This is a genomic window from uncultured Oscillibacter sp. (genome assembly GCF_910579365.1).
Classification (GTDB): Bacteria; Bacillota; Clostridia; order Oscillospirales; family Oscillospiraceae; genus Oscillibacter.
Window position 1 is genome coordinate 13,970 of the sequence record NZ_CAJTUX010000003.1, and the last position, 24,360, is coordinate 38,329.

At 62.6% G+C, this 24,360-nt stretch carries 22 protein-coding genes; 12 read left to right on the forward strand and 10 right to left on the reverse strand.

The features are described from left to right. Positions 1–4: 4 nt before the first annotated feature. From QZ329_RS01855 to QZ329_RS01885, 7 genes are all read right to left on the reverse strand, one after another. On the reverse strand, positions 5–283 hold the full coding sequence (locus QZ329_RS01855) for a hypothetical protein (protein WP_295747728.1): 279 nt from the start codon (positions 281–283) through the stop codon (positions 5–7). Further along, entirely contained in the window at positions 280–1,341 is a 1,062-nt protein-coding gene (gene prfA / locus QZ329_RS01860) for a peptide chain release factor 1 (RefSeq protein WP_295747730.1), read from the reverse strand. The genes QZ329_RS01855 and prfA overlap by 4 nt, the downstream gene beginning before the upstream one ends. A gap of 45 nt (positions 1,342–1,386) precedes the next feature. After that, positions 1,387–1,884, reverse strand: coding sequence for a hypothetical protein (locus QZ329_RS01865; protein ID WP_295747733.1), 498 nt, complete (start codon positions 1,882–1,884; stop codon positions 1,387–1,389). A 21-nt stretch (positions 1,885–1,905) separates the two neighbouring features. Next, a complete protein-coding gene (locus tag QZ329_RS01870) occupies positions 1,906–2,670 on the reverse strand; it encodes a YdcF family protein (protein ID WP_295747735.1) in 765 nt (254 codons plus the stop codon). 20 nt (positions 2,671–2,690) lie between these two features. Further along, the gene (gene abc-f, locus QZ329_RS01875; protein WP_295747738.1) at positions 2,691–4,589 is read right to left on the reverse strand and encodes a ribosomal protection-like ABC-F family protein; all 1,899 of its coding nucleotides are present in this window, start codon (positions 4,587–4,589) and stop codon (positions 2,691–2,693) included. 76 nt (positions 4,590–4,665) lie between these two features. Next, a complete protein-coding gene (gene murF, locus QZ329_RS01880) occupies positions 4,666–6,042 on the reverse strand; it encodes a UDP-N-acetylmuramoyl-tripeptide--D-alanyl-D-alanine ligase (protein ID WP_295747741.1) in 1,377 nt (458 codons plus the stop codon). Between the two features lie 72 nt (positions 6,043–6,114). After that, positions 6,115–7,170 (reverse strand): D-alanine--D-alanine ligase, encoded by a 1,056-nt coding sequence (locus QZ329_RS01885; protein WP_295747744.1) that lies wholly within the window; start codon positions 7,168–7,170, stop codon positions 6,115–6,117. Positions 7,171–7,392: 222 nt separating this feature from the next. Here QZ329_RS01885 and QZ329_RS01890 point away from each other — a divergent pair, with 222 nt between their 5' ends. Both QZ329_RS01890 and QZ329_RS01895 read left to right on the forward strand, forming a co-directional pair. Next, complete coding sequence (locus QZ329_RS01890; RefSeq protein WP_295747747.1) at positions 7,393–8,514, forward strand: DUF362 domain-containing protein; 1,122 nt, start codon at positions 7,393–7,395, stop codon at positions 8,512–8,514. Between the two features lie 112 nt (positions 8,515–8,626). Further along, complete coding sequence (locus QZ329_RS01895) at positions 8,627–9,250, forward strand: single-stranded DNA-binding protein (RefSeq protein ID WP_295747750.1); 624 nt, start codon at positions 8,627–8,629, stop codon at positions 9,248–9,250. A gap of 96 nt (positions 9,251–9,346) precedes the next feature. Here QZ329_RS01895 and QZ329_RS01900 read toward each other — a convergent pair whose 3' ends face one another. Both QZ329_RS01900 and QZ329_RS01905 read right to left on the reverse strand, forming a co-directional pair. Next, a complete protein-coding gene (locus tag QZ329_RS01900; RefSeq protein ID WP_295747754.1) occupies positions 9,347–11,467 on the reverse strand; it encodes a sodium-translocating pyrophosphatase in 2,121 nt (706 codons plus the stop codon). Between the two features lie 400 nt (positions 11,468–11,867). Then, positions 11,868–12,494 carry a hypothetical protein gene (locus tag QZ329_RS01905; RefSeq protein ID WP_295747756.1) on the reverse strand — a complete coding sequence of 209 codons (627 nt, stop codon included), beginning with the start codon at positions 12,492–12,494 and terminating at the stop codon, positions 11,868–11,870. A gap of 728 nt (positions 12,495–13,222) precedes the next feature. Between QZ329_RS01905 and QZ329_RS01910 the strand changes: the two genes are divergently transcribed. Then, positions 13,223–14,095, forward strand: a complete 873-nt coding sequence (locus QZ329_RS01910) for a metallophosphoesterase (protein WP_295747759.1) — start codon at positions 13,223–13,225, stop codon at positions 14,093–14,095. Here the strand turns inward: QZ329_RS01910 and QZ329_RS01915 are convergent. Further along, positions 14,076–14,273, reverse strand: a complete 198-nt coding sequence (locus QZ329_RS01915; RefSeq protein ID WP_295747763.1) for a hypothetical protein — start codon at positions 14,271–14,273, stop codon at positions 14,076–14,078. The two genes, QZ329_RS01910 and QZ329_RS01915, sit on opposite strands and share 20 nt — an antisense overlap. Positions 14,274–14,351: 78 nt before the next feature. Here QZ329_RS01915 and QZ329_RS01920 point away from each other — a divergent pair, with 78 nt between their 5' ends. From QZ329_RS01920 to QZ329_RS01960, 9 genes are all read left to right on the forward strand, one after another. Continuing rightward, positions 14,352–14,570 carry a helix-turn-helix transcriptional regulator gene (locus QZ329_RS01920; RefSeq protein WP_295747766.1) on the forward strand — a complete coding sequence of 73 codons (219 nt, stop codon included), beginning with the start codon at positions 14,352–14,354 and terminating at the stop codon, positions 14,568–14,570. Positions 14,571–14,885: 315 nt separating this feature from the next. Beyond that, the gene (mnmG, locus tag QZ329_RS01925) at positions 14,886–16,757 is read left to right on the forward strand and encodes a tRNA uridine-5-carboxymethylaminomethyl(34) synthesis enzyme MnmG (protein WP_295747769.1); all 1,872 of its coding nucleotides are present in this window, start codon (positions 14,886–14,888) and stop codon (positions 16,755–16,757) included. A gap of 112 nt (positions 16,758–16,869) precedes the next feature. After that, positions 16,870–17,532: a cyclase family protein gene (locus QZ329_RS01930; RefSeq protein WP_295747772.1), complete on the forward strand. Its 663-nt coding sequence runs from the start codon at positions 16,870–16,872 to the stop codon at positions 17,530–17,532. Further along, a complete protein-coding gene (locus tag QZ329_RS01935) occupies positions 17,529–18,851 on the forward strand; it encodes a MurT ligase domain-containing protein (RefSeq protein ID WP_295747775.1) in 1,323 nt (440 codons plus the stop codon). Before QZ329_RS01930 ends, QZ329_RS01935 begins: the two co-directional genes overlap by 4 nt. A 3-nt stretch (positions 18,852–18,854) precedes the next feature. Next, positions 18,855–19,589 (forward strand): hypothetical protein, encoded by a 735-nt coding sequence (locus tag QZ329_RS01940; RefSeq protein ID WP_295747778.1) that lies wholly within the window; start codon positions 18,855–18,857, stop codon positions 19,587–19,589. A gap of 139 nt (positions 19,590–19,728) precedes the next feature. Beyond that, positions 19,729–20,505 carry a cell wall hydrolase gene (locus QZ329_RS01945; RefSeq protein ID WP_295747781.1) on the forward strand — a complete coding sequence of 259 codons (777 nt, stop codon included), beginning with the start codon at positions 19,729–19,731 and terminating at the stop codon, positions 20,503–20,505. A gap of 240 nt (positions 20,506–20,745) precedes the next feature. Next, on the forward strand, positions 20,746–22,095 hold the full coding sequence (gdhA, locus tag QZ329_RS01950; RefSeq protein WP_295747784.1) for an NADP-specific glutamate dehydrogenase: 1,350 nt from the start codon (positions 20,746–20,748) through the stop codon (positions 22,093–22,095). A 376-nt stretch (positions 22,096–22,471) separates the two neighbouring features. Beyond that, positions 22,472–23,446 carry a LacI family DNA-binding transcriptional regulator gene (locus tag QZ329_RS01955; RefSeq protein WP_295747897.1) on the forward strand — a complete coding sequence of 325 codons (975 nt, stop codon included), beginning with the start codon at positions 22,472–22,474 and terminating at the stop codon, positions 23,444–23,446. A 72-nt stretch (positions 23,447–23,518) separates the two neighbouring features. Beyond that, the gene (locus QZ329_RS01960) at positions 23,519–24,358 is read left to right on the forward strand and encodes a carbohydrate ABC transporter permease (RefSeq protein WP_295747787.1); all 840 of its coding nucleotides are present in this window, start codon (positions 23,519–23,521) and stop codon (positions 24,356–24,358) included. The last annotated feature ends 2 nt before the right edge of the window (positions 24,359–24,360 follow it).

Below are 24,360 nucleotides of genomic sequence, written 5' to 3' on the forward strand. Positions count from 1 at the left end.
GCCTCTATCTCTTCCGGCGGGCTACCGCCCGCGTTTTCCACCACAAAACCATTTCATACGCCGCCCAGGCCAGAGCTCCCACGCACAGCGGCAAAAGGACCAGGGCGCAGATTCCCGCGACTTCCGCGTCCTCTGCGGCATAGGGATTCTCCGCTCTGCCGTACCGCGCCACATACAGCGTCCCCCGCAGCCAGCTCCAGGCCAGCAGCGTCTCCAGCCCGGTCAGGACCGCCGTCAGAACCGCGCCCGCCGCCCGGGCCAGACGCCGCACAATCTTGCTCACTCCCCACCGCCTTTCAGACGCTCCGCCTGATCCGCCGCCGCCAGCGCGTCCACAATCTCATCCAAATCGCCGTCCAGCACGGCGTTCAGCCGGTACACCGTCAGGCCAATTCGGTGTTCCACCACCTGACTTTGCAGGAAGCGGTAGGTCCGCACCTTCTCGCTGCGCCACGCGCCGCCCACCTGACTCCGGCGCTGGGACGCGGCGGCGGCGTCCTGCTTCTCCCGCTCTTGTTGATAGAGCCGAGACCGGAGAACCCGCAGAGCCTTATCCTTATTCTTATACTGGCTCCGCTCGTCCTGGCAGGTCACCACCGTGCCCGTGGGCAGGTGCGTAATGCGGATCGCGGACTCCGTCTTGTTCACATGCTGACCCCCCGCGCCAGAGGAGCGGTAGGTGTCAATCTGCAAATCCCGGAGGTCGATCTCCACGTCCACCTCCTCCGCCTCCGGCATCACGGCCACGGTGGCGGTACTGGTCTGGATGCGTCCGCTGGACTCCGTCTCCGGCACCCGCTTCACCTGATGGACGCCGCTTTCAAACTTCAAGCGGGAGTAGACACCCTCCCCCTCGATCAGCACGCCGCACTCCTTCACGCCCCCCAGCTCCGTCTCGTTGGCGCTGAGGACCTCCGTCCGCCAGCCCCGGCGCTGGGCGTACATGGTGTACATCCGCAGAAGCTCCCCGGCGAAGAGAGCCGCCTCCTCGCCGCCCACGCCGGCGCGGATTTCCAGGATGACGTTCCGGTCATCGTTGGGGTCCCGGGGCAGAAGCAGGCGCTTCAGCTCCTCCCGAAGGCGCTCCGCCTCCGCCTTGGCGGCGGCCAGCTCCTCCTGGGCCAGGGACTTCAGCTCCGGGTCCCGGAGCAGGGCCTCCGCCTCCTCCCGGCGGCGCTCCGCCGCCTCCAGAGCCCGGGCGGCTTCCGCTACCGGCGTCAGCTCCTTCAGCTCCCGCCGGATGGCTGCCAGCCGTCCGTCCCCGGCGTATACGGCGGGGTCCGACAGCTGGGCCTCCAGGTCCTCCTGCCGCAGAACCACTTCTTTTAGTCTTTCCAGCATAGAGCCACTCCTAGACAAAAATCCAGCCGGTTTGGAAGAAACGCGTCATCTTCCCGCCGTCCGCAAAAATTCCTGGGTCTGCCGCAGAAACTCCTCCTGCCAGAAGGCATAGCCTACGGACCCGGCCCGCAGAGACACCGCCGTCCGGTGCCCGCAGGGGGTATAGCGGTCCATCTGCTCGAAAATCTCCTCATTCTTGTCTTCACAGCCCCGGGTCAGCACGTAGGACGCGTTCCGGATATCCTTCCCATTCTGCTTCAAAAAGCTCCGCACCACGGAGCAGCACCGGCCCGCCCACACCGGCGAGCCCACAATCACCAGCCGGTAATCCGTCAGCGGAAAGCGGGACGCGCACTTCACCGGCGGCAGCGTGCGGCGCATCGCGTCCACGCCGCACCGCAGCCATCCGCCCCAGCCGCTGCGGTCCACGCTGTCCTCCAGCTCCGCAAGCTCCGCTCCCAGGGATTTGGCAATCTCCTCCATGGCCTTCCGGGTGTTTCCCGTCCGGGAGTAGTACACACACAGCACATTGTTCCATGCCACTTGGCGTTCATCTCCTTCGTATCAGTCGAACAATGCCGTCTTCACCACGGCAAAGGCCTCTCTCAAATAGTAGTTGGCGGTAAGCCACCACCAGGGCAGCTCCGCCGGGACGTCGATGATGTGCAGTCCCTGCTTCTGGGCGATCATATGGGCGCGGAAACAGTGAAAATCGTTGGTCACCACGGCCACCACCGCCGTCTCCGTGTCCAGGCCGTACTCCTCCAGCAGCTCCTTGGAAAAGGCGAAGTTCTGGGCGGTGTTGGTGGAGCGGTCCTCCAGAAGGAAGCGGGTTTCTTCCTCCCCGTCCGGCCCCTGGAGGCAGCGGCGCATGGCCTCCGCCTCAGAAATCTCCTCCCCGGGGCCCTGGCCGCCGGAGAGAACCACCGGCACCCCCGAATGGGTTTCCAGATAGGCCTCCGCCGCCCGGATGCGGCTCCACAGGGCGGCCGACGGCTCCTCGCCGTTGACCCCGGCCCCCAGGACGATGACCGCGTCCACCGGCAGGGCGGAATTGTCCGCCTCTCCCCGGCGGAGAAGGGCGAACTCGATGGCAATCAGGCACGCCAGTCCCAGCGCCAGCCCCGTGAAGAAGAGCCGCTTGCAGACCCTCCCGGCCCGCGACCGCTCCGCCCAGCGGCAGAGCAGCCGCCCCGCTGTCCAGGCCGCCGCCGCTCCCAGCAGCAGCCAGCCGGTGAAGCGCATCCCGTTTGGAATCACCGCCACTCCCAGGCCCAGCAGCGCCAGAACGCCGTTGGCCGCCCATTGAATCCCGTTTTTCTTTGACATACGTTTGTCCCCTGAGCGCTTCATGCCTCCCCGGCCTCCTGGGTCAGCTGCTCCCACTTTTCATAGAGGGCGTCCAGCTCTCCCTGCGCGGCCTCCTGCTGCGCCGTCAGCTCCGTCAGCTTTTCATAGTCGCAGGCGGCGGCTTCCATGTCCGCAGACAGAGCCGCGATCCGCTCCTCCGCCCGGGCAATGTCCCGCTCGCAGATGGTCAGCTGCCGCTTGGCGTTCTGCTGGGCCCGGTTTCCCCGGACGGGGCGCTCTGCTTTCTCCTTCCGGGGCTGCGGCGGCTCCAGTTTCGCCGCCTCCTCCTGGGCCTTCATCTGGCGGTACTGAGCAAAGCCCATGGGATAGTCCGTAATGGTTTCGTCCGCCAGCTCCCAGATTCGGGTGGCAAAGCGGTTGATGAAATAACGGTCGTGACTGACGAAGAGCAGCGTCCCGTCATATCCCTCCACCGCCTCCTCAATCCACTCCCGGGAGGCGATGTCCAAATGGTTCGTCGGCTCGTCCAGGATGAGGAAGTTGACCTCTCCGTCCATCAGCATGCACAGGCGCAGGCGGCTCTGCTCTCCGCCGGAGAGAACGGAGACGGGCTTGAACACATCCTCCCCCCGGAAGTCATAAGCCGCCAGGCGGTTCCGGGCGCTCTGAGCCGAGAGGCCCCGCTTCGCCGCCATCATATTCTCCACCAGATTCCAGTCCGGGTGCTCAAAGCGGATGATCTGGGGCAGATAGGCGGGCTTCGTCTGGGGCCCCAGCTTGATCCGCCCCTCGTCGGGGTACAGCTCTCCCATAATCATCTTGATGAGGGTGGACTTTCCCGTGCCGTTGTCGCCGATGAGGGCGATCCGCTCGCCCCCCTCCACCTTCAGAGTGATGCCGTCGAAGAGGTGTTTGTCCCCATAGGACTTGGCCAGGTTCCGGATACCCAGCACCTCGTCGCCATGGAACTCGGCGGTGGAGAAGCGGGCGTCCATCTTTCGGGCTTTGGCGGGCTTGGCGGTGGTGCGCATGCGCTCAATCCGCCGCTCGATGTTGACCGCCCGGCGGTAGGTTTTGTCCATGCCCATAAAGGCCCAGACGCGCAGCTGCTCCGCCGCCTTCTCCAGCTGCTGAATCTTCGCCTGCTCCTTCTGATACTGTTTCAGCCGCTCCTGATAGCGGCGCTCCTTCTCCACAGCGTAAAAGCTGTAGTTCCCACTGTAAAACTCCGCCTTCCCGTTCTCGATCTCAATGACCCGGGTCACCACCCGGTCCAGGAAATAGCGGTCGTGGGAGATGGCCACGACGGTGCCCCGAAAGCCCCGGATATACTCCTCCAGCCACTCGGTGGCGTGGAGGTCCAGGTGGTTCGTGGGCTCGTCCAGCAGTAAAATGTCCGTATCCTCCAGGATGAGCCGCCCCAGGTTCACCCGGGTCTTCTCTCCGCCGGAGAGGCTGTCAAACAGCTGCCCCCTCTGCTCCTGGGAGATGGAGAGGCCGTTCGCAATCTTGTTGACCGCTACGTCCGTGTCATAGCCGCCAAACACCTCAAATCGTTCGCTGAGGGCCCCGTAGCGCCGCAGCAGGGCGGGATCGCTCTCCCCCGCCGCCATGCGGCCGGCCAGGGTCTCCATCTCCCCCGCCAGCCCCTCCAGGCGCTGGAAGGCGGAACGGAGAACGTCCTCCACCGTGTAGCCCGCCGGGTAGACGGGAATCTGGGAAATCAGCCCCAGCCGCCGCCCCTGGCCGATGGTAACCTGTCCCTCATCGGCCTCCAGCTCCTGGGTCAGTATGCGAAACAGGGTGGTCTTGCCCGCGCCGTTGCGGCCCAGCAGACCCACCCGCTCCCCCTGGTCAATCTGGAAAGTCAGGCCGTCCAAAACGCTGCGGCCCACCTCGAAAGACTTGACCAGGGAGTTTACTTGAATCTCTATCATAACCTGTAATCCTTAACGTGTAAGGGAGCGGAGGGCAAAGCGCCTGCGGCGCCCTCCCTGCTCCCATGATTCGCTGTCAATGCTCCGCCGTCAATTGGTCCACCAGCCAGCCGAATCTCATGGCGTGGGAGGCCTTCACCAGCATTACCGTGTCCGGTTCCAGCTGGCGCCGGAGCTCCGCCAGGGCCTCCTCCTTCGTGGGGCAATACTGGACGGAGCCGCCGCTCTGGGCCACGCCGTCGGCAATCCGCCCAGCCCGGTCCCCGCTGCCGATGGCAAACACCATGTCGATGCCCAGCATGGCCGCCAGGGCCCCCATGTTGTAGTGCGCCCGGCTCTCCAGGTTCCCCAGCTCTCCCATGTCCCCCAGGACAGCGACCCGTTTCCCGCACTCCGTCCGGGCCAGAATCTCCAGCGCCGCCGCCACAGACTGGGGGTTCGCGTTGTAGCAGTCGTCCAGCAGCATCCGCCGCTCCGGCAGACGAAGGACCCGCATCCGGCTTCCCGCAGGGACATAGGCCCCCGCTCCCCGGGCGATTTCCTCCCGGCTCAGCCCCAGAGCCTCCCCCGCCGCCGCCGCGATGGCGGCGGCATAGGCCATATGCTCCCCAGGGGCGGGGATATTCAGCCTGTAGCGGCTCTTCTCCGTAACAACGGTACAGCAGACGCCCTCCACGCCATAATCGGCAATCTCGGTAATCTGGGCCTGGCAGTGCTGGGACTTGCCGCAGCGAACGGTCCGGAAGGGAACCGCCACGGTGTCCAGCAGCGCGTCGTCGCCGTTGAGAATGACCAGGCCGTCCTTCTTCAGGTGCTGGAAAATCTCACACTTGGCCTTTAAAATGCCCTCCCGGCTGCCCAGGTGCTCGATGTGCGCGTCGCCGATGTTGGAGATGACGGCGATATCCGGCTTCACCATGGCGGTGAGGTACTCGATCTCGCCGAAGTGGTTCATGCCGGTCTCAATCACCGCCGCCTCATGCTCATGGGTCAGTCCCAGCAGAGTCAGCGGCGTTCCCACGTCGTTGTTGTAGTTCTCCGGCGTCTTCCAGACCTTCCACTTCGCCCCCAGGACGGCGGCGATCATCTCCTTGGTCGTGGTCTTCCCCACGCTGCCGGTGATTTGAATGACCGGAATGCGGAACTGATCCCGGTAGGCGGAGGCCAGGGCCCGGAGGGCAATCCGGGTGTCTGCCACCTGGATGTAAAATTTGTCTCTTCGCAGGGTCTCCGGCAGGCGGGCGCAAAGACACCCCGCAGCCCCGGCATCCAGGGCCGCGTCTATAAAATCATGCCCGTCGAACCGCTCTCCCACCCAGGGCAGAAACAGACAGCCGGGCTCCAGCCTGCGGCTGTCCGTGCAGACTGCGGTAACAGCAGGGGCCTGTTTACTGGGATTCAGCCATACGCCGTCCACGGCGGAAGTGATCTGACCAACCGTCATGGGCTCCATTCCATCGTCCTCCTCGCGCCCCTGGGGGCCTTCATCATTATTTGTATAGATTGTGCGGTATGTATCCGGCGCTCAGTCCCTCCGCTTCAGGCCGCGGGACAGCCGGACGATCTCCTCGCACAGCTCTCCATAGCTCATGCCCACGGCGGCGGCCTCCTGGGGCACAAAGCTGGTGGGGGTCATCCCAGGCAGGGTGTTGGCCTCCAGGCACCAGAGCGTTCCCTCTTTGTCCAGAATCATATCCGTCCGGGAATAAACCTCCAGCCCCAGGGCCTTGTGAACCCGGAGGGCAAGTTCCCCGGCGGCGGCGGCCTCCGCCTCCGTCAGGTCCGCGGGGCAGGTCTCCGCCGCGCCGCCCTTTTGATACTTGGCGGTGTAATCAAAGTCCTTCCCGGCGGGAACGGTCTCCACAGCGGGGAGGGCCCGGTCCCCCAGGACCGCCACCGTCAGCTCCCGGCCGGAAATCCGCTCCTCCCAGATCACCCTGCCGCCGTACTGCCGGACTTGAATCAGGGCCTCCCGCAGCTCCTCCCGGTCCTCCGGCAGAAAGACCCCCAGAGAGGACCCGCCGGTGGTGCATTTGATCACACAGGGCATGGACAGCTCCCGGGCCAGGCGCTCCGCCTCCTCCGGGGCGTACTCCAGCGCGCCCCACTTCGGCGTGGGAATGCCTCCGGCGTCCATAATCCGCTTGGCCACCGCCTTATCCATAGCCACGCCGGAGGCCAGATACCCGGACCCGGTGTAGGGCACGCCCAGCAGCTCCAGGGCGGCCTGGACCCTTCCGTCCTCCCCGTCCCGGCCATGGAGGCCCAAAAACACGATGTCCGCCAGCTGGCACAGCTCCAGCACATTGGGCCCGAACACCCGGGGACTCTGGTCCCGCCGGCTCCGCCGGACAGCCTCCAGGTCCGGGGCCACGGTCTCAATCCGCGCGTCGGGGCACAGGCCGTCCGCCGCGTCAAACAGGGTCTCCGGATTCTCCGGGACCTCCTCCACTCCCAGGAACAAATCCACCAGGATGGCCCGGTGCCCTCTCTCCCGCAGGGCGCGGCAGATGCCGGTCCCCGTCACCAGGGACACCGCCCGCTCCGGAGAAAGGCCCCCGGCCAAAACTACGATCTTCATATAATATCCTCCAAACAATGGATGCGGCGGGAATGTTTCCATCTTATTATAATCCGTTATAGTTTAGCACAAGCCGGAAGTGAATACAACCGCCAAAACGCTTTTTTTTCATTCCCGCCTCAAATCCAGGAAAGGGCTTGACATGGACCCCACTCCATGTGATACACTGTTCAGCAAACAATTGTCCCGATCCAATCCGGGAGGAAAAGGAGAAATCACACCATGTCTGAAACGTCCAAGGTCTATTTTGCGGACTTCCGCTGCCCCAGCTGGCGGGAGAATCTGCCCCAGAAGCTGGCCCGCCTGATGATGACCGCCGGCTTCGGCGACATCGACATGGAGGATAAGTTTGTCGCCATTAAGATGCACTTCGGCGAGCCGGGAAACCTGGCCTACCTCCGGCCCAACTGGGCCAAGGCGGTGGCGGACCTGGTGAAGTCTCAGGGAGGCAAGCCCTTCCTGACAGACTGCAACACCCTGTACGTGGGCGGGCGGAAGAACGCCCTGGACCACCTGGAGTCCGCCTATGTCAACGGCTTCAACCCCTTCTCCACCGGCTGCCACGTCATCATTGCCGACGGTTTGAAGGGCACGGACGAGGTCTCCGTCCCCGTGGAGGGCGGCGAATACGTCCAGGAGGCCAAGATCGGCCGGGCCGTCATGGACGCCGACGTCTTCGTTAGCCTCACCCACTTCAAGGGCCACGAGCAGGCGGGCATGGGCGGCGCGCTGAAGAATATCGGCATGGGCTGCGGCTCCCGGGCGGGCAAGATGGAGCAGCACAACTCCGGCAAGCCCTTTGTGAAGGAGAAAAAGTGTGTTGGCTGTAAGGCCTGCGCCAAAATCTGCGCCCACGGCGCGCCCCAGTTTGGCCCCGACGGCAAGGCCAGCATCGGTACGGACAAATGCGTGGGCTGCGGCCGGTGCCTGGCCGTCTGCCCCAAGGACGCCATCGACTGCCTTTATGACGAGGCCCCCACCATCCTGAACCGGAAAATCGCCGAGTACACCAAGGCCGTGGTGGACGGACGGCCCTGCTTCCATGTCTCCCTGGTGCTGGACATCTCCCCCAACTGCGACTGCCACGGGGAAAACGACGTGCCCATCGCCGCCGACGTGGGCATGTTCGCCTCCTTCGACCCCGTGGCCCTGGACCAGGCCTGCGCGGACGCGGTGGTCTCCCAGCCCGCCATGCCGGGCTCCGTGCTGTTTGACGAGGGCTTCGACTGCACCTGCGGCGACGTCTTCCAGGCAGCCCATCCGGACACCCACTGGCAGTCCTGCCTGGAGCACGCGGAGAAGCTGGGACTTGGAAGCCGGAAGTACCAACTGATCAAAATCTGAACAGCGGATTCCCCCTGCAGGAGGCGCGGCATACTGCCGCGCCTCCTTTTCCGGTTCTATCCCCCCGGTCCCCCTCATACAATTCGGTATCACGACCGAAGAGGTGGACAACATGACGACGAAAAACGAAGTGCTGCTGGAGGGCTTGGCCCTGGGAGAGCCGGAGTGGTCCCACGAGAACCACGGCACACAATTTTACCGCGTATATCTCCAGGTGCCCCGGCTCAGCGGCCAAGTGGACGTGCTGCCGGTGCTGCTGCCCGGAGCCCTGGCCGCCCAGGCGGCGGAAGGCCGGCTGCTCCGGGTGCGGGGACAGCTCCGCTCCTTCAACAACCGCAGCGGCGTGGGCAGCCGTCTGGTGCTGACGGTGTACGCCCAGGAACTCCAGACGGGACTGGACGAGCCCTGCAACCAGATCATCCTCTCCGGCGCGCTGTGCAAGCCGCCGGTATTCCGCCGGACACCCCTGGGACGCAGCATTTGCGACCTGATGCTTGCCGTCCCCCGGCGCTATGGCCGGGCAGACTATCTTCCGGTTATCGCCTGGGGCCAGCTGGCGGTGAAAGCCAGCCGTCTCCGGGTCGGGGATGCCCTGGCCCTGGAGGGCCGGGTCCAAAGCCGTACATACCACAAGGTGACGGAATCCGGCGAAACCGAGGAACGGGTGGCCTATGAAGTCTCCATGATGCGCCTGCCGGACCCGAACGAACTGGAGCAGGCGGCTCTATCCCCATAAAGCCCGCAAAACCGGCGAGGCCCTCCGCTTTTTGCGGAGGGCCTCGCCGGTTAGAAAGGAAAAGAAGAAAAGAAGCTGTGAACGCAATATGGGAGCTTACAAGAAGCTCATCAGGTTGACGGCCAGAATCAGGCCGGAGAACACGATGGACACGGTGGAGCAGAGCTTGATCAGGATGTTCAGGGAGGGGCCGGAGGTGTCCTTGAAGGGATCGCCCACGGTATCGCCCACTACAGCCGCCTTGTGCTGGTCAGAGCCCTTGCCGCCGTGGTGGCCGGTTTCGATGTACTTCTTGGCGTTGTCCCAGGCGCCGCCGGCGTTGGACATGAACACCGCCATGGCAAAGCCGGAGACGGACACGCCGCCCAGCAGTCCCACCACGCCGGTGGGTCCAAGAATCAATCCGGTGACGATGGGCACCACGATGGCCAGCACGGCGGGAGAGACCATCTCGCGGAGAGCACCCTTGGTGCAAAGGCCCACGCAGGAGGCATAGTCCGGCTCGGCCTTGTACTGCATGATGCCGGGAATTTCCTTAAACTGGCGGCGAACCTCCACCACGATGGACTGCGCCGCCTTCTGTACGGCGTTCATGGTCGCGGCGGTGAAGACAAAGGTCAGCATCGCTCCGATGAAAAGGCCGACCAGAACCGTGGGGCTGGTGAGGGTGAAGTTCAGAATCTCGTCGGTATTCTCCTGAACGATGTTGACATAGCTGACCAGCAGGGCCAGGGCGGTGAGGGAGGCGGAACCGATGGCGAAGCCCTTGCCGGTGGCGGCGGTGGTGTTGCCCAGGGAGTCCAGGGCGTCCGTCCGCTGGCGGACCTTCTCAGGCAGACCGCTCATCTCGGCGATGCCGCCGGCGTTGTCGGCCACGGGGCCGTAAGCGTCCGTCGCCAGGGTGATACCCAGGGTGGAGAGCATGCCTACGCCGGCAATGCCGATGCCGTAGAGCCCCTGGTTGAAGGCGGCGGTGAAGTGGCCCGCGCCGTCCACGATCTGAACGGAGCCTCCGGCGGAGAAGTAGCTCACCAGCACGGCTGCGGCCACGATGACGATGGAGACAAAGGTGGACTTGAGACCCAGGGAGATGCCGCCGATAATGATGGTGGCGGAGCCGGTCTCGGAGGCAGCCGCCAGCTCCTGGGTGGGCTTATAGGTATCGGAGGTGTAGTACTCTGTGAAGTAGCCAATGGCGCAGCCGCCGATCAGGCCGCAGAGAATAGCGATATAGACGCCCCAGCTTCCCAGAATCCAGTAGGTCAGGGGAGCCGCCAGAGCCGCGGCCAGGATGGCGGCGGTGTAGGTGCCGGTGCGCAGGCTCTTGAGCAGGGACTCCTGGGTCGCGTTCTCCTTGGTCTTCACCAGGAAGGAACCGATGATCGAGCAGAGGATGCCGCAGACCGCCAGGGCCACGGGCAGCAGCATGCCGTTCCAGCCGTAGCCGCCCACAGCGCCCAGGGCGAAGGTGGCCAGAATGGAGCCCACATAGGACTCGTACAAGTCCGCGCCCATGCCGGCCACGTCGCCCACGTTGTCGCCCACGTTGTCGGCGATGGTGGCGGGGTTCCGGGGGTCGTCCTCGGGGATGCCGGCCTCCACCTTGCCCACCAGGTCCGCGCCCACGTCGGCGGCCTTGGTGTAGATGCCGCCGCCCACCCGGGCGAAGAGGGCCATGAAGCTGGCGCCCATGCCGTTCATGACCATGATGTTGCCCAGGGCCACGGGGTCGTTCACGCCGAAGGCGTAGCGCAGAAGGAAGAACCACATGGTGATGTCCAGCATACCCAGCCCCACCACGGTGAAGCCCATGACAGAACCGGAGGAGAACGCCACCCGCAGGCCCTTGTTCAGGCTCTCGGAGGCGGCCTGGGCGGTGCGGGCGTTGGAGTTGGTGGCAATCTTCATGCCGATGAAGCCCGCCAGCATGGAGAAGATTCCGCCGGTCACAAACGCAAAGGGTGTGAACTTGGAGAGCATTTTGCCGTTGGTGGCAAAAGCGAGGATGAGGAGAATGACGAAAACGACAACGAAAACCTTAAACACCGTCGTATACTGCTGTCTAAGGTAAGCGTTTGCGCCAGAGCGGATATTTGCCGCGATTTTTCGCATTTTTTCATTGCCTTCTGAGTAAGTAAGCACTTTTTTTGCCTGTATTACGGCAAAAAGTCCGGCGACCAAGGCGCCTATGAAACCGATCCAAAACAAGTTTTCCATAGTTTTCTCTCCTTCTTCTGGTCTCACACAGTTGAACTGTGTAGCCTTATTGTAACATGCCCGAACATTTTTGCAATAGAATATTCTAATTTTTATTACGCAAACGTTGTATTTCTTATATTCTAACAAAAATCTATCTCTAAATCTGGTTATATCGCTTTAATATCCAGGAAAATTTTCGTAAAACTGCCCAGCTGCGGCTCCAAAAATTGACATTTTTATAACAATCTTGGCAGCTACTGTAAAAAGAATTGGAGGCGCTCGCAAAAGGTTACGCAAATAAATTATTTTTTGCGTAATTTTTTGCGTTCACATGCCACTCCCGCCTCTTTTAACTACGCACCTGTTTGCGAAAAAATCCCCCCGGACACTTTTGTCCAGGGGGAATCCCATTATCTTTTTAATACACCAGCTGGAAATCCGTAAACACCCAGCGCTCCTCCTCCAGGGCGAGGGGGAAGGACCAGCTCCCCAGGCCCACTACGGCCGCGCCGTCCTCGTCCAGCAAATCCACCATCACATTGACGCAATAGGTGGTCTCATCCAGCTGCTCCGTCTCAATCTGCGCCGCGCCCTTTCCGGCGTCCCGGTTCCGGCGGCCTCCGGAGGTATAGAGAACGCCGTCCACATCCCGGTACTGAATGCGAACGCCCTCCCCCTCCAGCAGCCGCTCCGTCAGCTCCCGGGAGAACACGCTTTTCAAATAAGCCCGCAGGTCCTCCAGGTCCTCGATGCCGTCCGCCTCTACCCGGTAGTAGAGCCGTCCGTCCACCAGGGCGCTCTCCTCCGACGTGGGCAGGGCCGCAAGGTCAAACCAGCCATAGATTCTCTGGGCCCGCTCATAGGCGGACACAATCTCCGTCTCCAGCAGCGGGCGGGGCGCGGACTCCACCATGGAGGAGCTCATCTTCTCCACCGGCGGCGACGGGGCGGCGGAATCCGGAGCGGAAACCTCCGCCGTCTTGGAGGGTGAGGCGCAGCCCGCCAGCAGCAGTGCCAGCAGCAGCACAGCCATCTTTTCCCGCATAACGACGCCCCCTCTCTTAGCATCCACACATACCGGCGCCCAGAGCGAAAGCCGTCCGTTCCGGGGGCCTCTTTTCTCTTTCAGCATACCATAAATTTTGCCGGAATGCCACGACTTTTTTCCATAAAATCCACGATTTTTCACCGGCTTTTTTGACAGGGCCCCCTCAAGCCACTCCGCCGGGCTCCCCTTTTCCAAGAAAAAGAACCCCCGAGGGGGTCCTGTTTTCGCGGTCTTTCTTTCCTGTTCAGTGAGGCAATATATGGCGGCCGCCATCCGGCGGCGAGTCCGGGATCATATCGTCAACGGGCGTTCGCCCGATACGCGAAAAAGAAAAATCCACGCCGACGGCGTGGCTTCCGGTTTTTCAGCGTTCGCTGTGAGTCCAAGGCTCATCCAGAAAGATCATGTCGTCCAAATCATCAGGCAAAGCAGTCGCATACATTCTCATAGCAGTAGTCTCCTTTCTTGGAATTTCTGTTAATAGAATATCACACCGCGTTCCAGAATGCAAGAGGAATTTTCTGTTTTTCATAAAATTTCTAAAACTCATCCGACAAGATTCGTCACCCCGCCCTAAGATCGGCCTTTTCGCGGCATGGCGCACGAAGTTTTCTGTATCCTTTTCTCTTTCTTTGTGTATTTTTCCTCTCGTCAGAGAAAGACTGGTTATGCTATACTACTTTATAAATAAGGTATCATCGCCGTACTCCGGCGCGGAGGTGTTTATGAAAAGGCGTTCCAAACCGGGCCGGCGGCGGAAGCGGGGACGGCGGCTGCTGTTTTTGCTGGCCCTGGGGATTTTGGCGGCCCTCTTCGTCCACTGGGACAACACGGCTCTGCAAACCGCCTCCTTCGCCCCCTTCTTTCAGGACCTGCCCCAGGGCTTCGACGGCTGCCGCCTGGTGGTTCTGGGGGACCTGCACTCCACCCGCTTTGGAGAGGGCAACCAAACGCTCCTGGAGACCGTTCGGGCCCAGGAGCCGGAATATATTTTCCTGGTGGGAGACCTTCTGGACGCCTTCCGGGAAATACCCGAGGGCTATGCGGAGGAAACCGCCGCGGGTCTTTCGTCCATCGCACCCACCTACTACGTCACCGGAAACCACGAGTGGGCCGCCGGCGGCGTGCCGGAACTGAAAAAAACCCTGGAGAACCAGGGGGTGACGGTGCTGTCCAATCAATTTGTGACTCTGGAGCGAAACGGGGACGCCATCGTCCTGGCGGGCATCGACGACCCCAACGGCTACGCGGACCAGAAGTCCCCGGAGGCTCTGGCGGAGGAGGTCCGCGCCGCCTACCCCTATAAGGACACCTTCTGGATGCTGCTGGCCCACCGGAACAACTACTTTCCGGAGCAGTACAGCCTGCTGGGGGCGGACCTGGTGATCTCGGGCCACGGCCACGGCGGGGTGATCCGCCTGCCCTTCACGGACGGGCTGGTGTCCACGGACCGGACCTTCTTCCCCTCCTACACGGCGGGGCTGTACAGAGAAAACGGCTCCACGCTGTTCGTCACCCGGGGACTTGGAAACTCCGGTCCCTCCTTTCGGCTGTTCAACCGGCCGGAGGTGGCCGTGGTCACTCTGCAGAGGGGATGAACTCCTTTTCCCGCAGTGCCCCGGAGAGCTGGAAGCCCGCCCGGAGGCCGTAACAGAAGGCATAGAGGCTGTGAACCACCAGAGGGTCCTTTCCCAGATAGTCCGGCCAATCCTTTTGGTCCGGAATCATGACGGTTTCATAGTAGGGGTCTTCTACAATTTGGGGGATGTCGGTCATTTTTCAGCCCTCCGATCACTCATATTATTGTATAGTTCTATGATAGCACGACTACTTGCATTCTGCCAAGGGGGAAATATGGACTTTTTTGAAAAAATCCGCATGCTTCGGAAAGAGCTGCACATGTCCCAGCCCGCCGTTGCGGCGGAAATCGGCATTTCCATGCGGGGCTACCAGGACATGGAGCTGGGTACGCTGCCGCGGTACGAAAAGCTCCTGCGCATTGCCGACTATTATGATGTCTCCGTAGATTGGCTCATGGGCCGGACCGAAAACCGGCATGCCCACCGAGGGTAAGTTCTATTGGCAGGTGGGTGGAAACCTGGAGGAATGGCCTGACCAGGGGGTCAGGCCCCACCAAGATGATGCAAGCTCCTACCGGAGTGTCAGCATTGCAAAGATGTTCTGCCGGCAGAGGGGCAAAAAAACAGGCCCGAAGGGCCCATACTTCTTTTTCTCTTTTGGACCGTGCACGGCCCGTGTTCTCTTTTTCTTCTGGAAGAAAAAGAGAACACAGGGGGTGTAAAGGACCAGCCATCTTCATGGCTGAAATCCCCCCGCCCGTCAGGGCGAGACCAAGCCTCCCCCTTTAGGGGGAATAAAGGAGCACCTATGCAAGAATTCCCCGCCGGAACATATGACATCGCCGTCATCGGCGCCGGCCACGCCGGCATAGAGGCGGCTCTGGCCGCCGCCCGCCTGGGAATGGAGACCGCCGTCTTCACCATCAACCTGGACGCCGTGGGCAACATGCCCTGCAACCCCGCCATCGGCGGTACCGGCAAGGGACACCTGGTCCGGGAGCTGGACGCCCTGGGGGGCGAAATGGCCAGGGCCGCCGACGAGTGCTGCATTCAGTACCGCCTTTTGAACAAGGGCAAGGGCCCCGCCGTCTGGTCCCTCCGGGCCCAGGCGGACCGGAAAAAATACCAGGGCCGCATGAAGTACACGCTGGAGCGGCAGGAACACCTCACCGTCCGCCAGGGGGAGGTGGTGGAGGTCCGCACGGATAACGGCGCGGTCTCCGCCGTGGTCCTGGCCACCGGGGCGGTGTTTGCGGCCCGGGCCGTCATCCTGGCCACGGGCACCTACTTATCGGGCCGGACCATCGTGGGCGAGTGGGTGGAGGACTCCGGCCCCGACGGCATGCACGCCGCCTCCCGGCTGACGGAGTCCCTGCGCCGCCTGGGGCTTCCCCTCCGCCGCTTCAAGACCGGCACGCCGCCCAGGGTACACGCGGCGACGGTGGACTTCGGCGAGATGGAGGTTCAGACCGGCGACGAACTCCCCATCCCCTTCTCCTACTCCACCAGGACCCCGCCGGAGAACCGGGCCGTCTGCCATCTCACCTGGACCACGGAGGAAACCAAACGCATCGTCCAGGAAAACCTGGACCGGGCCCCCATGTACTCCGGCCTCATCGAGGGCGTGGGTCCCCGCTACTGCCCCTCCTTTGAGACGAAGATCGTCCGCTTCCCGGACAAGCTCCGTCACCAGCTCTTCGTGGAGCCCATGGGGCTGGGTACCGAGGAGCTTTACATTCAGGGCTTCTCCTCCTCCATGCCGGAGGAGGTGCAGATTCAAATGCTCCACAGCGTCCCCGGCCTTCGCCGGGCCGTCATGACCCGGCCCGCCTACGCCATTGAGTACGACTGCGTGGACCCCCTGGCGCTCAGCCCCACGCTGGAGGTCAAGGCCGTCCCCGGCCTGTATGGCGCGGGGCAGTTTAACGGCTCCTCCGGCTATGAGGAGGCGGCGGTTCAGGGCTTTATGGCGGGGGTCAACGCCGCCCGGAAGCTCCGGGGGCAGGACCCGTTTATTCTCTCCCGGGCGGAGAGCTACATCGGAACCCTGATTGACGATCTGGTGACCAAGGGCACCAACGAGCCCTACCGCATCATGACCTCCCGAAGCGAGTACCGTCTCCTTCTGCGCCAGGACAACGCGGACCTGCGGCTGACCAGACGGGGGTATGACATCGGCCTGGTGCCCCGGGAGCGCCTTCAGGCCGTGGAGGAGAAATACGCCGCGGTGGAACGGGAAATCAAGCGCCTCCGCCACACGGGAGCCTCTCCCTCGCCGGCGCTGGCGGACTTCCTCCGCTCCAAGGACACGGCGGACGCAACCGGGGGCTGTCCTCTGGACGCGCTGCTGCGAAGGCCCCGGATTCACTATGACGAGCTGGCCCCCTTCGACCCGGGGCGGCCGGACCTCCCGCCGGATGTGCGGGAGCAGGTGGAAATCTCCGTGAAGTACGAGGGCTATATCCGCCGCCAGGAAAAGCAGGTGGAGGATTTTCAGAAAATGGCCTCCCACCGCCTGCCGGCCGATTTGGACTACGCCGGGCTTCAGGGCCTCCGGCTGGAGGCCCGGGAAAAGCTGGCGGCCGTCCGGCCCCTGGATCTGGGGCAGGCCTCCCGCATCTCCGGGGTGTCCCCGGCGGATGTGGCCGCGCTGATGATCTATCTGGAAACCCACCGGTAGCCGCCGGTTCTTTTCTGCGGGACATCCTTCGGCGCGCCCTCCGGTTCAAATCAAAAAGCCTGTTTGGCATTTTTAAAATCTGTCCACACTAACAAGAAAGGAAGCGCTTCCCATGCTGATTGACATGACCCATACCATCACCCCGGAGATTCCCATCTGTCCCGGAGACCCCGCCCCCGCCTTCACCAAGTCCGCCACCCTGACCAAGGACGGGTTCCGGACCACCAGCCTCAGCCTCTGCTCCCACACCGGCACCCATATGGACGCGCCCTCCCACCTCCTGCGGGACGGGCGGAGTCTGGACCAGATGCCCATGTCCCAGTTCTCCGGCCGGGCCACGGTGCTGGACGTGTCCGGAGAGGGTCCCGTCATCACGGAGGCCTTTCTCCAGTCCAACTACGAGGCCATTTACTGCGCGGACTACATCCTGTTCTACACCGGCTGGGAAAACCGCTGGGCCACGGGGGACTATCTGGAGGACACCTTCCCCGTCCCCGACGAGGCCGCGGCCCGCTATCTGGTTTCCCGGGGTCTGAAGGGCGTGGGGACCGACGCCGCCAGCATCGACCGGCTCACCGGCCCCCGGACGGTGCACACCACCTTGATGAAGAGCGGCGCCGTGATTCTGGAGAGCCTGTGCCTGAAAAAGGTTCGAGGGCGGAAGGACTTTTTGTTCTTCGCCCTGCCCATGAAGATTCAGGACGCCGACGGCGCGCCCATCCGCGCCTTCGCGGAGCTGCGGGAGAACTTTGAGGAGGAGAGAAGAAAACGGTGAGAACATTTCTGGCTATCGCGGTCTGCAAGCTGGGCCACTTTGTGGGCAAACTGGTGGGCAAGGGCAGCTCCATGCCGGGGAAATTCGCCCTGAAAATCTGCCCGGACATCCTCCGGCGGGTGAAGCTGCCTGCGCACATCGTCGCCGTCACCGGCTCCAACGGCAAGACCTCCACCGTGGAGATGATCGCCGCCGTTCTGCGGGCGGACGGGAAGACCGTGGTCTACAACGAGGAGGGTTCCAACCAGATCGAGGGCGTCGCCACCCTGGTGCTGACCCACGCCACTCTGGGCGGAACGGTGAAGGCCGACGTGCTCCTTATCGAGTCCGACGAGCGCTACGCCGCCCATACCTTCCGGTTCTTCCACCCCACGGAATTTGTCATCACCAACCTCTACCGGGACCAGCTCACCCGGAACGGACACCCGGAATGGGTCTATGATTCCATCCTCCCCGCCCTCCATCCGTCGGCGGAGCTGATCTTGAACGCTGACGATCCCCTGTCCTCCTGCTTCGCCCAGGGGCATGACCATGTCAAATGGTTCGGCCTGGACCGCTGCTCCGTCTCCACGGACGCCCCTGCCGGGGTTTATCACGACGGGACCTACTGTCCCCTGTGCCACGCCCCTATGGAGTATGACTACGTCCACTACAACCACATCGGCGCTTACCGTTGCACGAAGTGCGGCCACCGGAAACCCGCTGCGGACTATGCGGTTACAGCGGTGGACCTGGAGGACGCCTCTGTCACTGTCGACGGCAGCGTCCGCATCGCCCTGGCCTTCCGCAGCATCTATAACATCTACAACATTCTGGCGGCCTACGCGGCCTGCCGGGAGTGCGGCGTAAGCCAGGAGACCGCCGCCTCCGTCCTGAGCAACTACCTGCTGAAAAACGGCCGGATGCAGACCTTCCGCCTGGGGGCCCACCACGGGACCCTGCTGACCAGCAAGCACGAAAACTCCATTGCCTACGATACCAACCTCCGCTACATCGCCGCATCGGAACAGGACTGCGCGGTGCTGGTCATTGTGGACGCGGTGAGCCGGAAGTATTTCACCAGCGAGACCAGCTGGCTCTGGGACATTGATTTCGACCAGCTCCGCGCCCCCCACGTGAAACGGGTGGTGCTGGCGGGCCGGTACTGCAACGACCTGGCGGAGCGCTTCTCCTATACGGAGCTTGAAAACTGGTCTGTCCAGCCGGACATCGCCGCAGCGGCTTCCGAGCTGAAAAACAACGGGGACGAGGAGCTGTTCGTGGTCACCTGCTTCTCCGACCGGGACAAGATTCTCAGCCGCGTGGAAAAGGAGGCGTGAGGCATGGACGTACGGATCATCCACTTCTACCCGGACCTGATGAACCTTTACGGCAGCCGGGCCAACGTGCTGGCTCTGAAACGCTATTTGGAACACCTGGACTGCGATGTCACTGTGGAGCCGGTCCTCCCCGGCGGCGGAACGGACATTTCCAAGGGAGACTTCTTCTACATGGGCGCGGGCACCGAACGGGCCGCCCGGGCCGCCATGGAGGACTTCGCCCGTTACGCCGGGCAGCTGAAGGCCGCCGCCCAGGACAACGCCGCCATGCTCTTCGCCGGGACGGCCATGGACCTCATCGGCAAAACCGTCCAGGAGGCGGACGGCAGCTCTTACGAGGGTCTGGGCCTGGCCTCCTTCACCACGAAGCACGACAAGCGCCGTATCGTGGGGGACGTCTACGGTCATACGGACCTCTATCCCGAGGCGGTGGTGGGCTTTATGAACAAGTGCGGCGCCGCCGCCGGGGTGGAGACGCCCCTTCTGACGGCGCTGGACCTGGGGTTTGGCAACGAGAAGGAACGGGGACCGGAGGGCTTCCACTGGAAGAACGTCTTCGCCTCCCAGCTCACCGGCCCGCTGCTGGTGAAAAACCCCAAGCTGCTGGAGACTGTGGCCGCCGCCATCTACGCCCGGCGGGGCAAACCCCTGCCGGTGGACCGCCCCCTGGACCGCTGGGCGGAGAAGGCCTATACCGTCACGGAGGAACAGCTCCGCCTGCGGGCGCACTCCAAATAAACCGATCAGCGGGGAGCCGGAAACGACGGCTCCCCGCCCTGTTTCCAAATTCTTCCTCTCCCTCCAGGTTTTGAGGGTTGCTCCCCGCCTGCGTTTCCGGTATCCTTATCTTTGAACTCCACACAAGAAAGGAAACATTATGAAACGCAAGCTCTTATGCGGACTTCTCGCCGCCGCGGCCCTGTGCTTCCCCGTCCAGGCCGCCCGGCCCGCCGCCGTCCAGGTGGACGGTGAACTTCTGAAATCCTCCGCCTACGTGGAGGAAGGCACCACCTACGCTCCCCTCCGGGAGCTGCTGGAGACAATGGGGGACTGGACAGTCTGGTGGGACGGCAGCGCCGCCCGGGCCGTCTCGGAGGACGCCTCCCTGTCGGCGGATCCTGGCCGCAATGTTCTGACCATCAACGGCACGCGCTATCCCTGCGTGGTGGACGTGGTGGAGGGCCGGACCTATGTGCCCCTGCGCCTCACGGCGGAGGCCCTGGGCGGAAGCGCCGCCTGGGACCCCTGGCTGGACGGCGCGGCGGTGACCTCCCCCGGCGCGGAGCACGACGCCATGGATTACTATTGGCTCGCCCGCATCATCCACGCCGAAAGCGGCGGTGAGGCGCTGGAAGGCCAGATCGCCGTGGGCAACGTGGTTTTGAACCGGGTGGCCAGCGGGGACTTTCCCAACAGCGTCCCGGAGGTTATCTTTGACGACGAAAACGGCGTTCAGTTTGAGCCGGTGTCCAACGGAGCCGTGGCGAATCAGCCCACGGAGCAGTCCTGCGAGGCCGCCCGGCGGGCCCTGTCCGGGGAGAATACCGCGGGGGACGCGCTCTATTTCTTTGCCCCCGCCCTGTCCCAGGGAACCTGGATCGACTCCAGCCGGATTTATTGGCAGACCATTGGCTGCCACCGCTTTTATCTCTGAGAGACGCCCCCGGCGGGCTTTCGCCGGGGGCGTTTTGTGATATTCGCTTTAAATCAGCGAAAATTTCCTCCGCATTTTAGGGAATTTATTTCTTGTGCAACCTCCTCGTTTTCCTATATTCTATAGGCAGGAAAATCTCCGGCTGCTTCATTCGCCAAAACTCCCAAAAAATGGCATATCCGTTTCCGTTTGGGGCAAACTGAGGAGAGGCGGCACAGAGCCGGACAAAGGGGCGATTTTATGTTGAAAAGCGAGTATTTACAGCGCGTCTACACCCAGGTGGTCACCAGAGACCCGGACCAGAAGGAATTTCACCAGGCGGTGCTGGAGTTTCTGGAGAGCCTGGACCAGATCATCGACCGGCACCCCGAGTATGAGGAGAAGGGCATTGTGGAGACCTTTGTGGAGCCGGAGCGGGTCATCAGCTTCCGGGTGCCCTGGGTGGACGACCACGGGAAGATTCATGTGAACCGGGGCTACCGGGTGCAGTTCAGCTCCTCCATCGGTCCCTACAAAGGCGGCCTCCGCTTCCATCCCACGGTGAACCTCTCCATTTTGAAGTTCCTGGGCTTCGAGCAGATTTTGAAAAACAGCCTCACCACCCTGCCCATGGGCGGCGCCAAGGGCGGCAGCGACTTTGACCCCAAGGGCAAGAGCGACGAGGAGGTTATGCGCTTCTGCCAGAGCTTTATGACGGAGCTTCAGCGGCACATCGGCCAGTTCGTGGACGTGCCCGCCGGGGACATCGGCGTGGGCGCCCGGGAGATCGGCTACCTCTTCGGCCAGTACCGCCGGGTCCGGGGGACCTACGCCGCCGGCGTTCTCACGGGCAAGGGCCTCAGCTTCGGCGGCTCTCTGGTCCGCACGGAGGCCACGGGCTATGGCCTGTGCTATCTGACCCAAGAGATGCTCTCCAAAATGAAGAACGACAGCTTCCAGGGCAAGACCGTGGTCATCTCCGGCAGCGGCAATGTGGCCATCTTCGCCACTCAGAAGGCCACGGAGCTGGGGGCGAAGGTCGTGGCCCTCAGCGACTCCAACGGCTATATTCATGACCCCAAGGGCATCGACTTGGACGTGGTGAAGGACATCAAGCTGGGCCACCGGGGCCGGATCAAGGAATACGCGGACCGGGTTCCCGGCAGTACCTATACCGAGGGCTTCCGGGGCATCTGGAGCGTCCCCTGCGACATCGCCCTGCCCTGCGCCACGCAGAACGAGATCGACGGGGACATCGCCAAGATCATCGCAAAGAACGGAACCATCGCCGTGGCCGAGGGGGCTAACATGCCCTGCCGTCCGGAGGCCATTCAGGAATTCCAGAATGCCGGAATCCTCTTTGCCCCCGCCAAGGCCGCCAACGCCGGAGGCGTCGCCACCAGCGGCCTGGAGATGAGCCAGAACTCCATGCGCTACGCCTGGAGCTTCGAGGAGGTGGACCGCCGCCTCAAGACCATCATGACCAACATCTTCCACAATATCTACGCCGCCTCCGAGGAGTGCGGCAAGCCCGGCGACCTGGTGCTGGGCGCCAACATCGCCGGCTTTATGAAGGTGGCCGACGTGATGCTGTCCCAGGGATTGATTTAAAAACCGACCTTCAAGGGGAGCAGGGAGCCCGACGGGTTCCCTGCTCTATTTTTCAATGTCTCTCCGGCATACGCTCTCCGCAGGAGGTAAGCGCTTTCACATTTTTCTTTCCTTTTTCCGCGAAAAATGTAGTTTGATGGGGAATTTTCTTGGTAAGCGTTTTCATTTTGTTGCAACTTGCATAGATGAGTAAGAAAAAAATGTTGAATCAACCAAAAACGACATTCTTCTCTTGCGTTTTCCCCGTCAATATGGTAGTCTTGATTCTACAAAGAGCTGAAACCAAACCGAAAACCGCTGGTTTTCTTTATTATTCCGCCGCAAATGTAAGTGTTTACATCCTTGTGCGAGAGGAGGTCCCGCCATAAACGCCACCATCTATGACGTCTCCCGTCTCTCCGGTGTCTCCATCGCCACGGTGTCCCGCACCTTTTCCGATCCCTCCCGGGTCCGGGACGCCACACGGCAAAAGGTCTTCGAGGCGGCGGAAATTCTCCACTACTCCCCCAACGCCATCGCCCGGGCCATGGCCCGGCAGCGGACGGACAAAATCGCCTTCCTGATCTGCAAGAAGGACGCCACTATTTTGGATGAGTTTTACGCCCGCATTTGCGAGAGCATCATGCGCCGCGCCATTCAGTCGGACCGGCAGCTGGTGATCTCCACGGCGGCGGATTGGGCCCAGGCGGCGGGCACCGCTCAGAACAAGCAAGTGGAGGGGGTCATCCTGGGGGGCAGCGCCCAGGCGGAGATGGTCTCCGAATTCCAGAGCAAGCACATCGCCGTGGTGCTGGTAAACAACCGAATGCCCGGCTTCGACCTTCCCTCCGTGGTGTCCGACGAGTACGGCGGCGTCCGTCTGGCGGTGGAGCACCTTCTCCATCGGGGGCACCGGAGGATCGCCATGATTGCCGGCCGCTTCTCCCCCTACATTGTAGGGGAGCGGTACAACGCCTTTCTCCATGTCATGCGGGAGCATGGCGCGGATACCGGCGCCCGGAACATCGCCATGTGCGACCCCACCATTGAAAGCGCCACCCAGGCCGCCCTGGACCTTCTGGGCCAGGCGGACCGGCCCACCGCCGTCTTTGGCGCCAACGACGTGATCGCCGCCGGCGCACTGAAGGCCACCCGCCGTCTGGGACTGAAGGTGCCGGAAGACGTGGCCGTAGTGGGCTTTGACGATTCCACCATCTGCGGCATGGTGGAACCGGAGCTGACCTCCGTCCACATCAACTGCCGCCGCATCGGCGAGCTGGGGGTGGACCGCCTCCACGCTCTTTTGAACGGAGAGGAGTGCCCCCAGGTCACCACGGTCCCCGCCGAGCTCCGGGTGCGGGGGTCCAGCTGAGAAAATCCCCGCCGCACAGATGCGTTCATTTGCCTCGAAACCGCCGGTGCATGAAACACAAGGAGGAGCGTCATGAAAACGAAGAAAAAAGCAGTGGCCGCGGCCAAAGCGGTTGTCTGCGCCTTTTTGCTGCTGATCGCCCTGTTTCCCATCTATTGGCTGGTGGCCATGGCCATCCGGCCCACCAGCGAGATGACGGGGCACATCTCCATCATCCCCCACTCCCTGACCATGGAACATTTCCTGGCCCTGTTTGTCAGCCGGGGCTTTGGTCAGGCCATTGTCAACAGTCTTCAGACTACTCTGAGCTCCCTGGTGCTGTCCCTGGCCGTGGGCATCTGCGCGGCCTATGCCATCGCCCGCCGCCGCTTCCGCTTCCGCATCAAGCAGCCCATGACCTATTGGATTCTCCTGGTCCGGGTCCTGCCTCCGGTGGCCTTTACCATTCCGCTGTATACCATGTTCAGCAAGGTGGGCATTCTGAACACCAAGCTCCCCGTTACTCTGGCCTGTGTGCTCATCAATGTCCCGCTGATCATCTGGTTCCTCATCAGCTTCTTCCAGGACCTGCCCGAGGAGGTGGAGGAGAGCGCCAAGGTGGACGGGGCCACGGAGTGGCAGCTCTTTGTGCGCATCGTCCTGCCCCTGGTGGCCCCGGGCATCGCGGCGGTGGCCATGCTCTCTTTCATGTACGCGTGGAACGAGTATACCTACACCGTCATCTTCACCCGAACCCCTTCCAACAACACGGTGCCCCTGGCGCTGTCCCTGCTGAACACGGAGGATAACCTCACCAACTTCGGTCTGGTGGCCGCCGGCGGCGTGATCTCTGTCATTCCCATCACCCTGTTTGTGATCTTTGCGCAGAACTACTTGATCTCCGGACTTTCAAGCGGCGCTGTCAAAGAGTAACA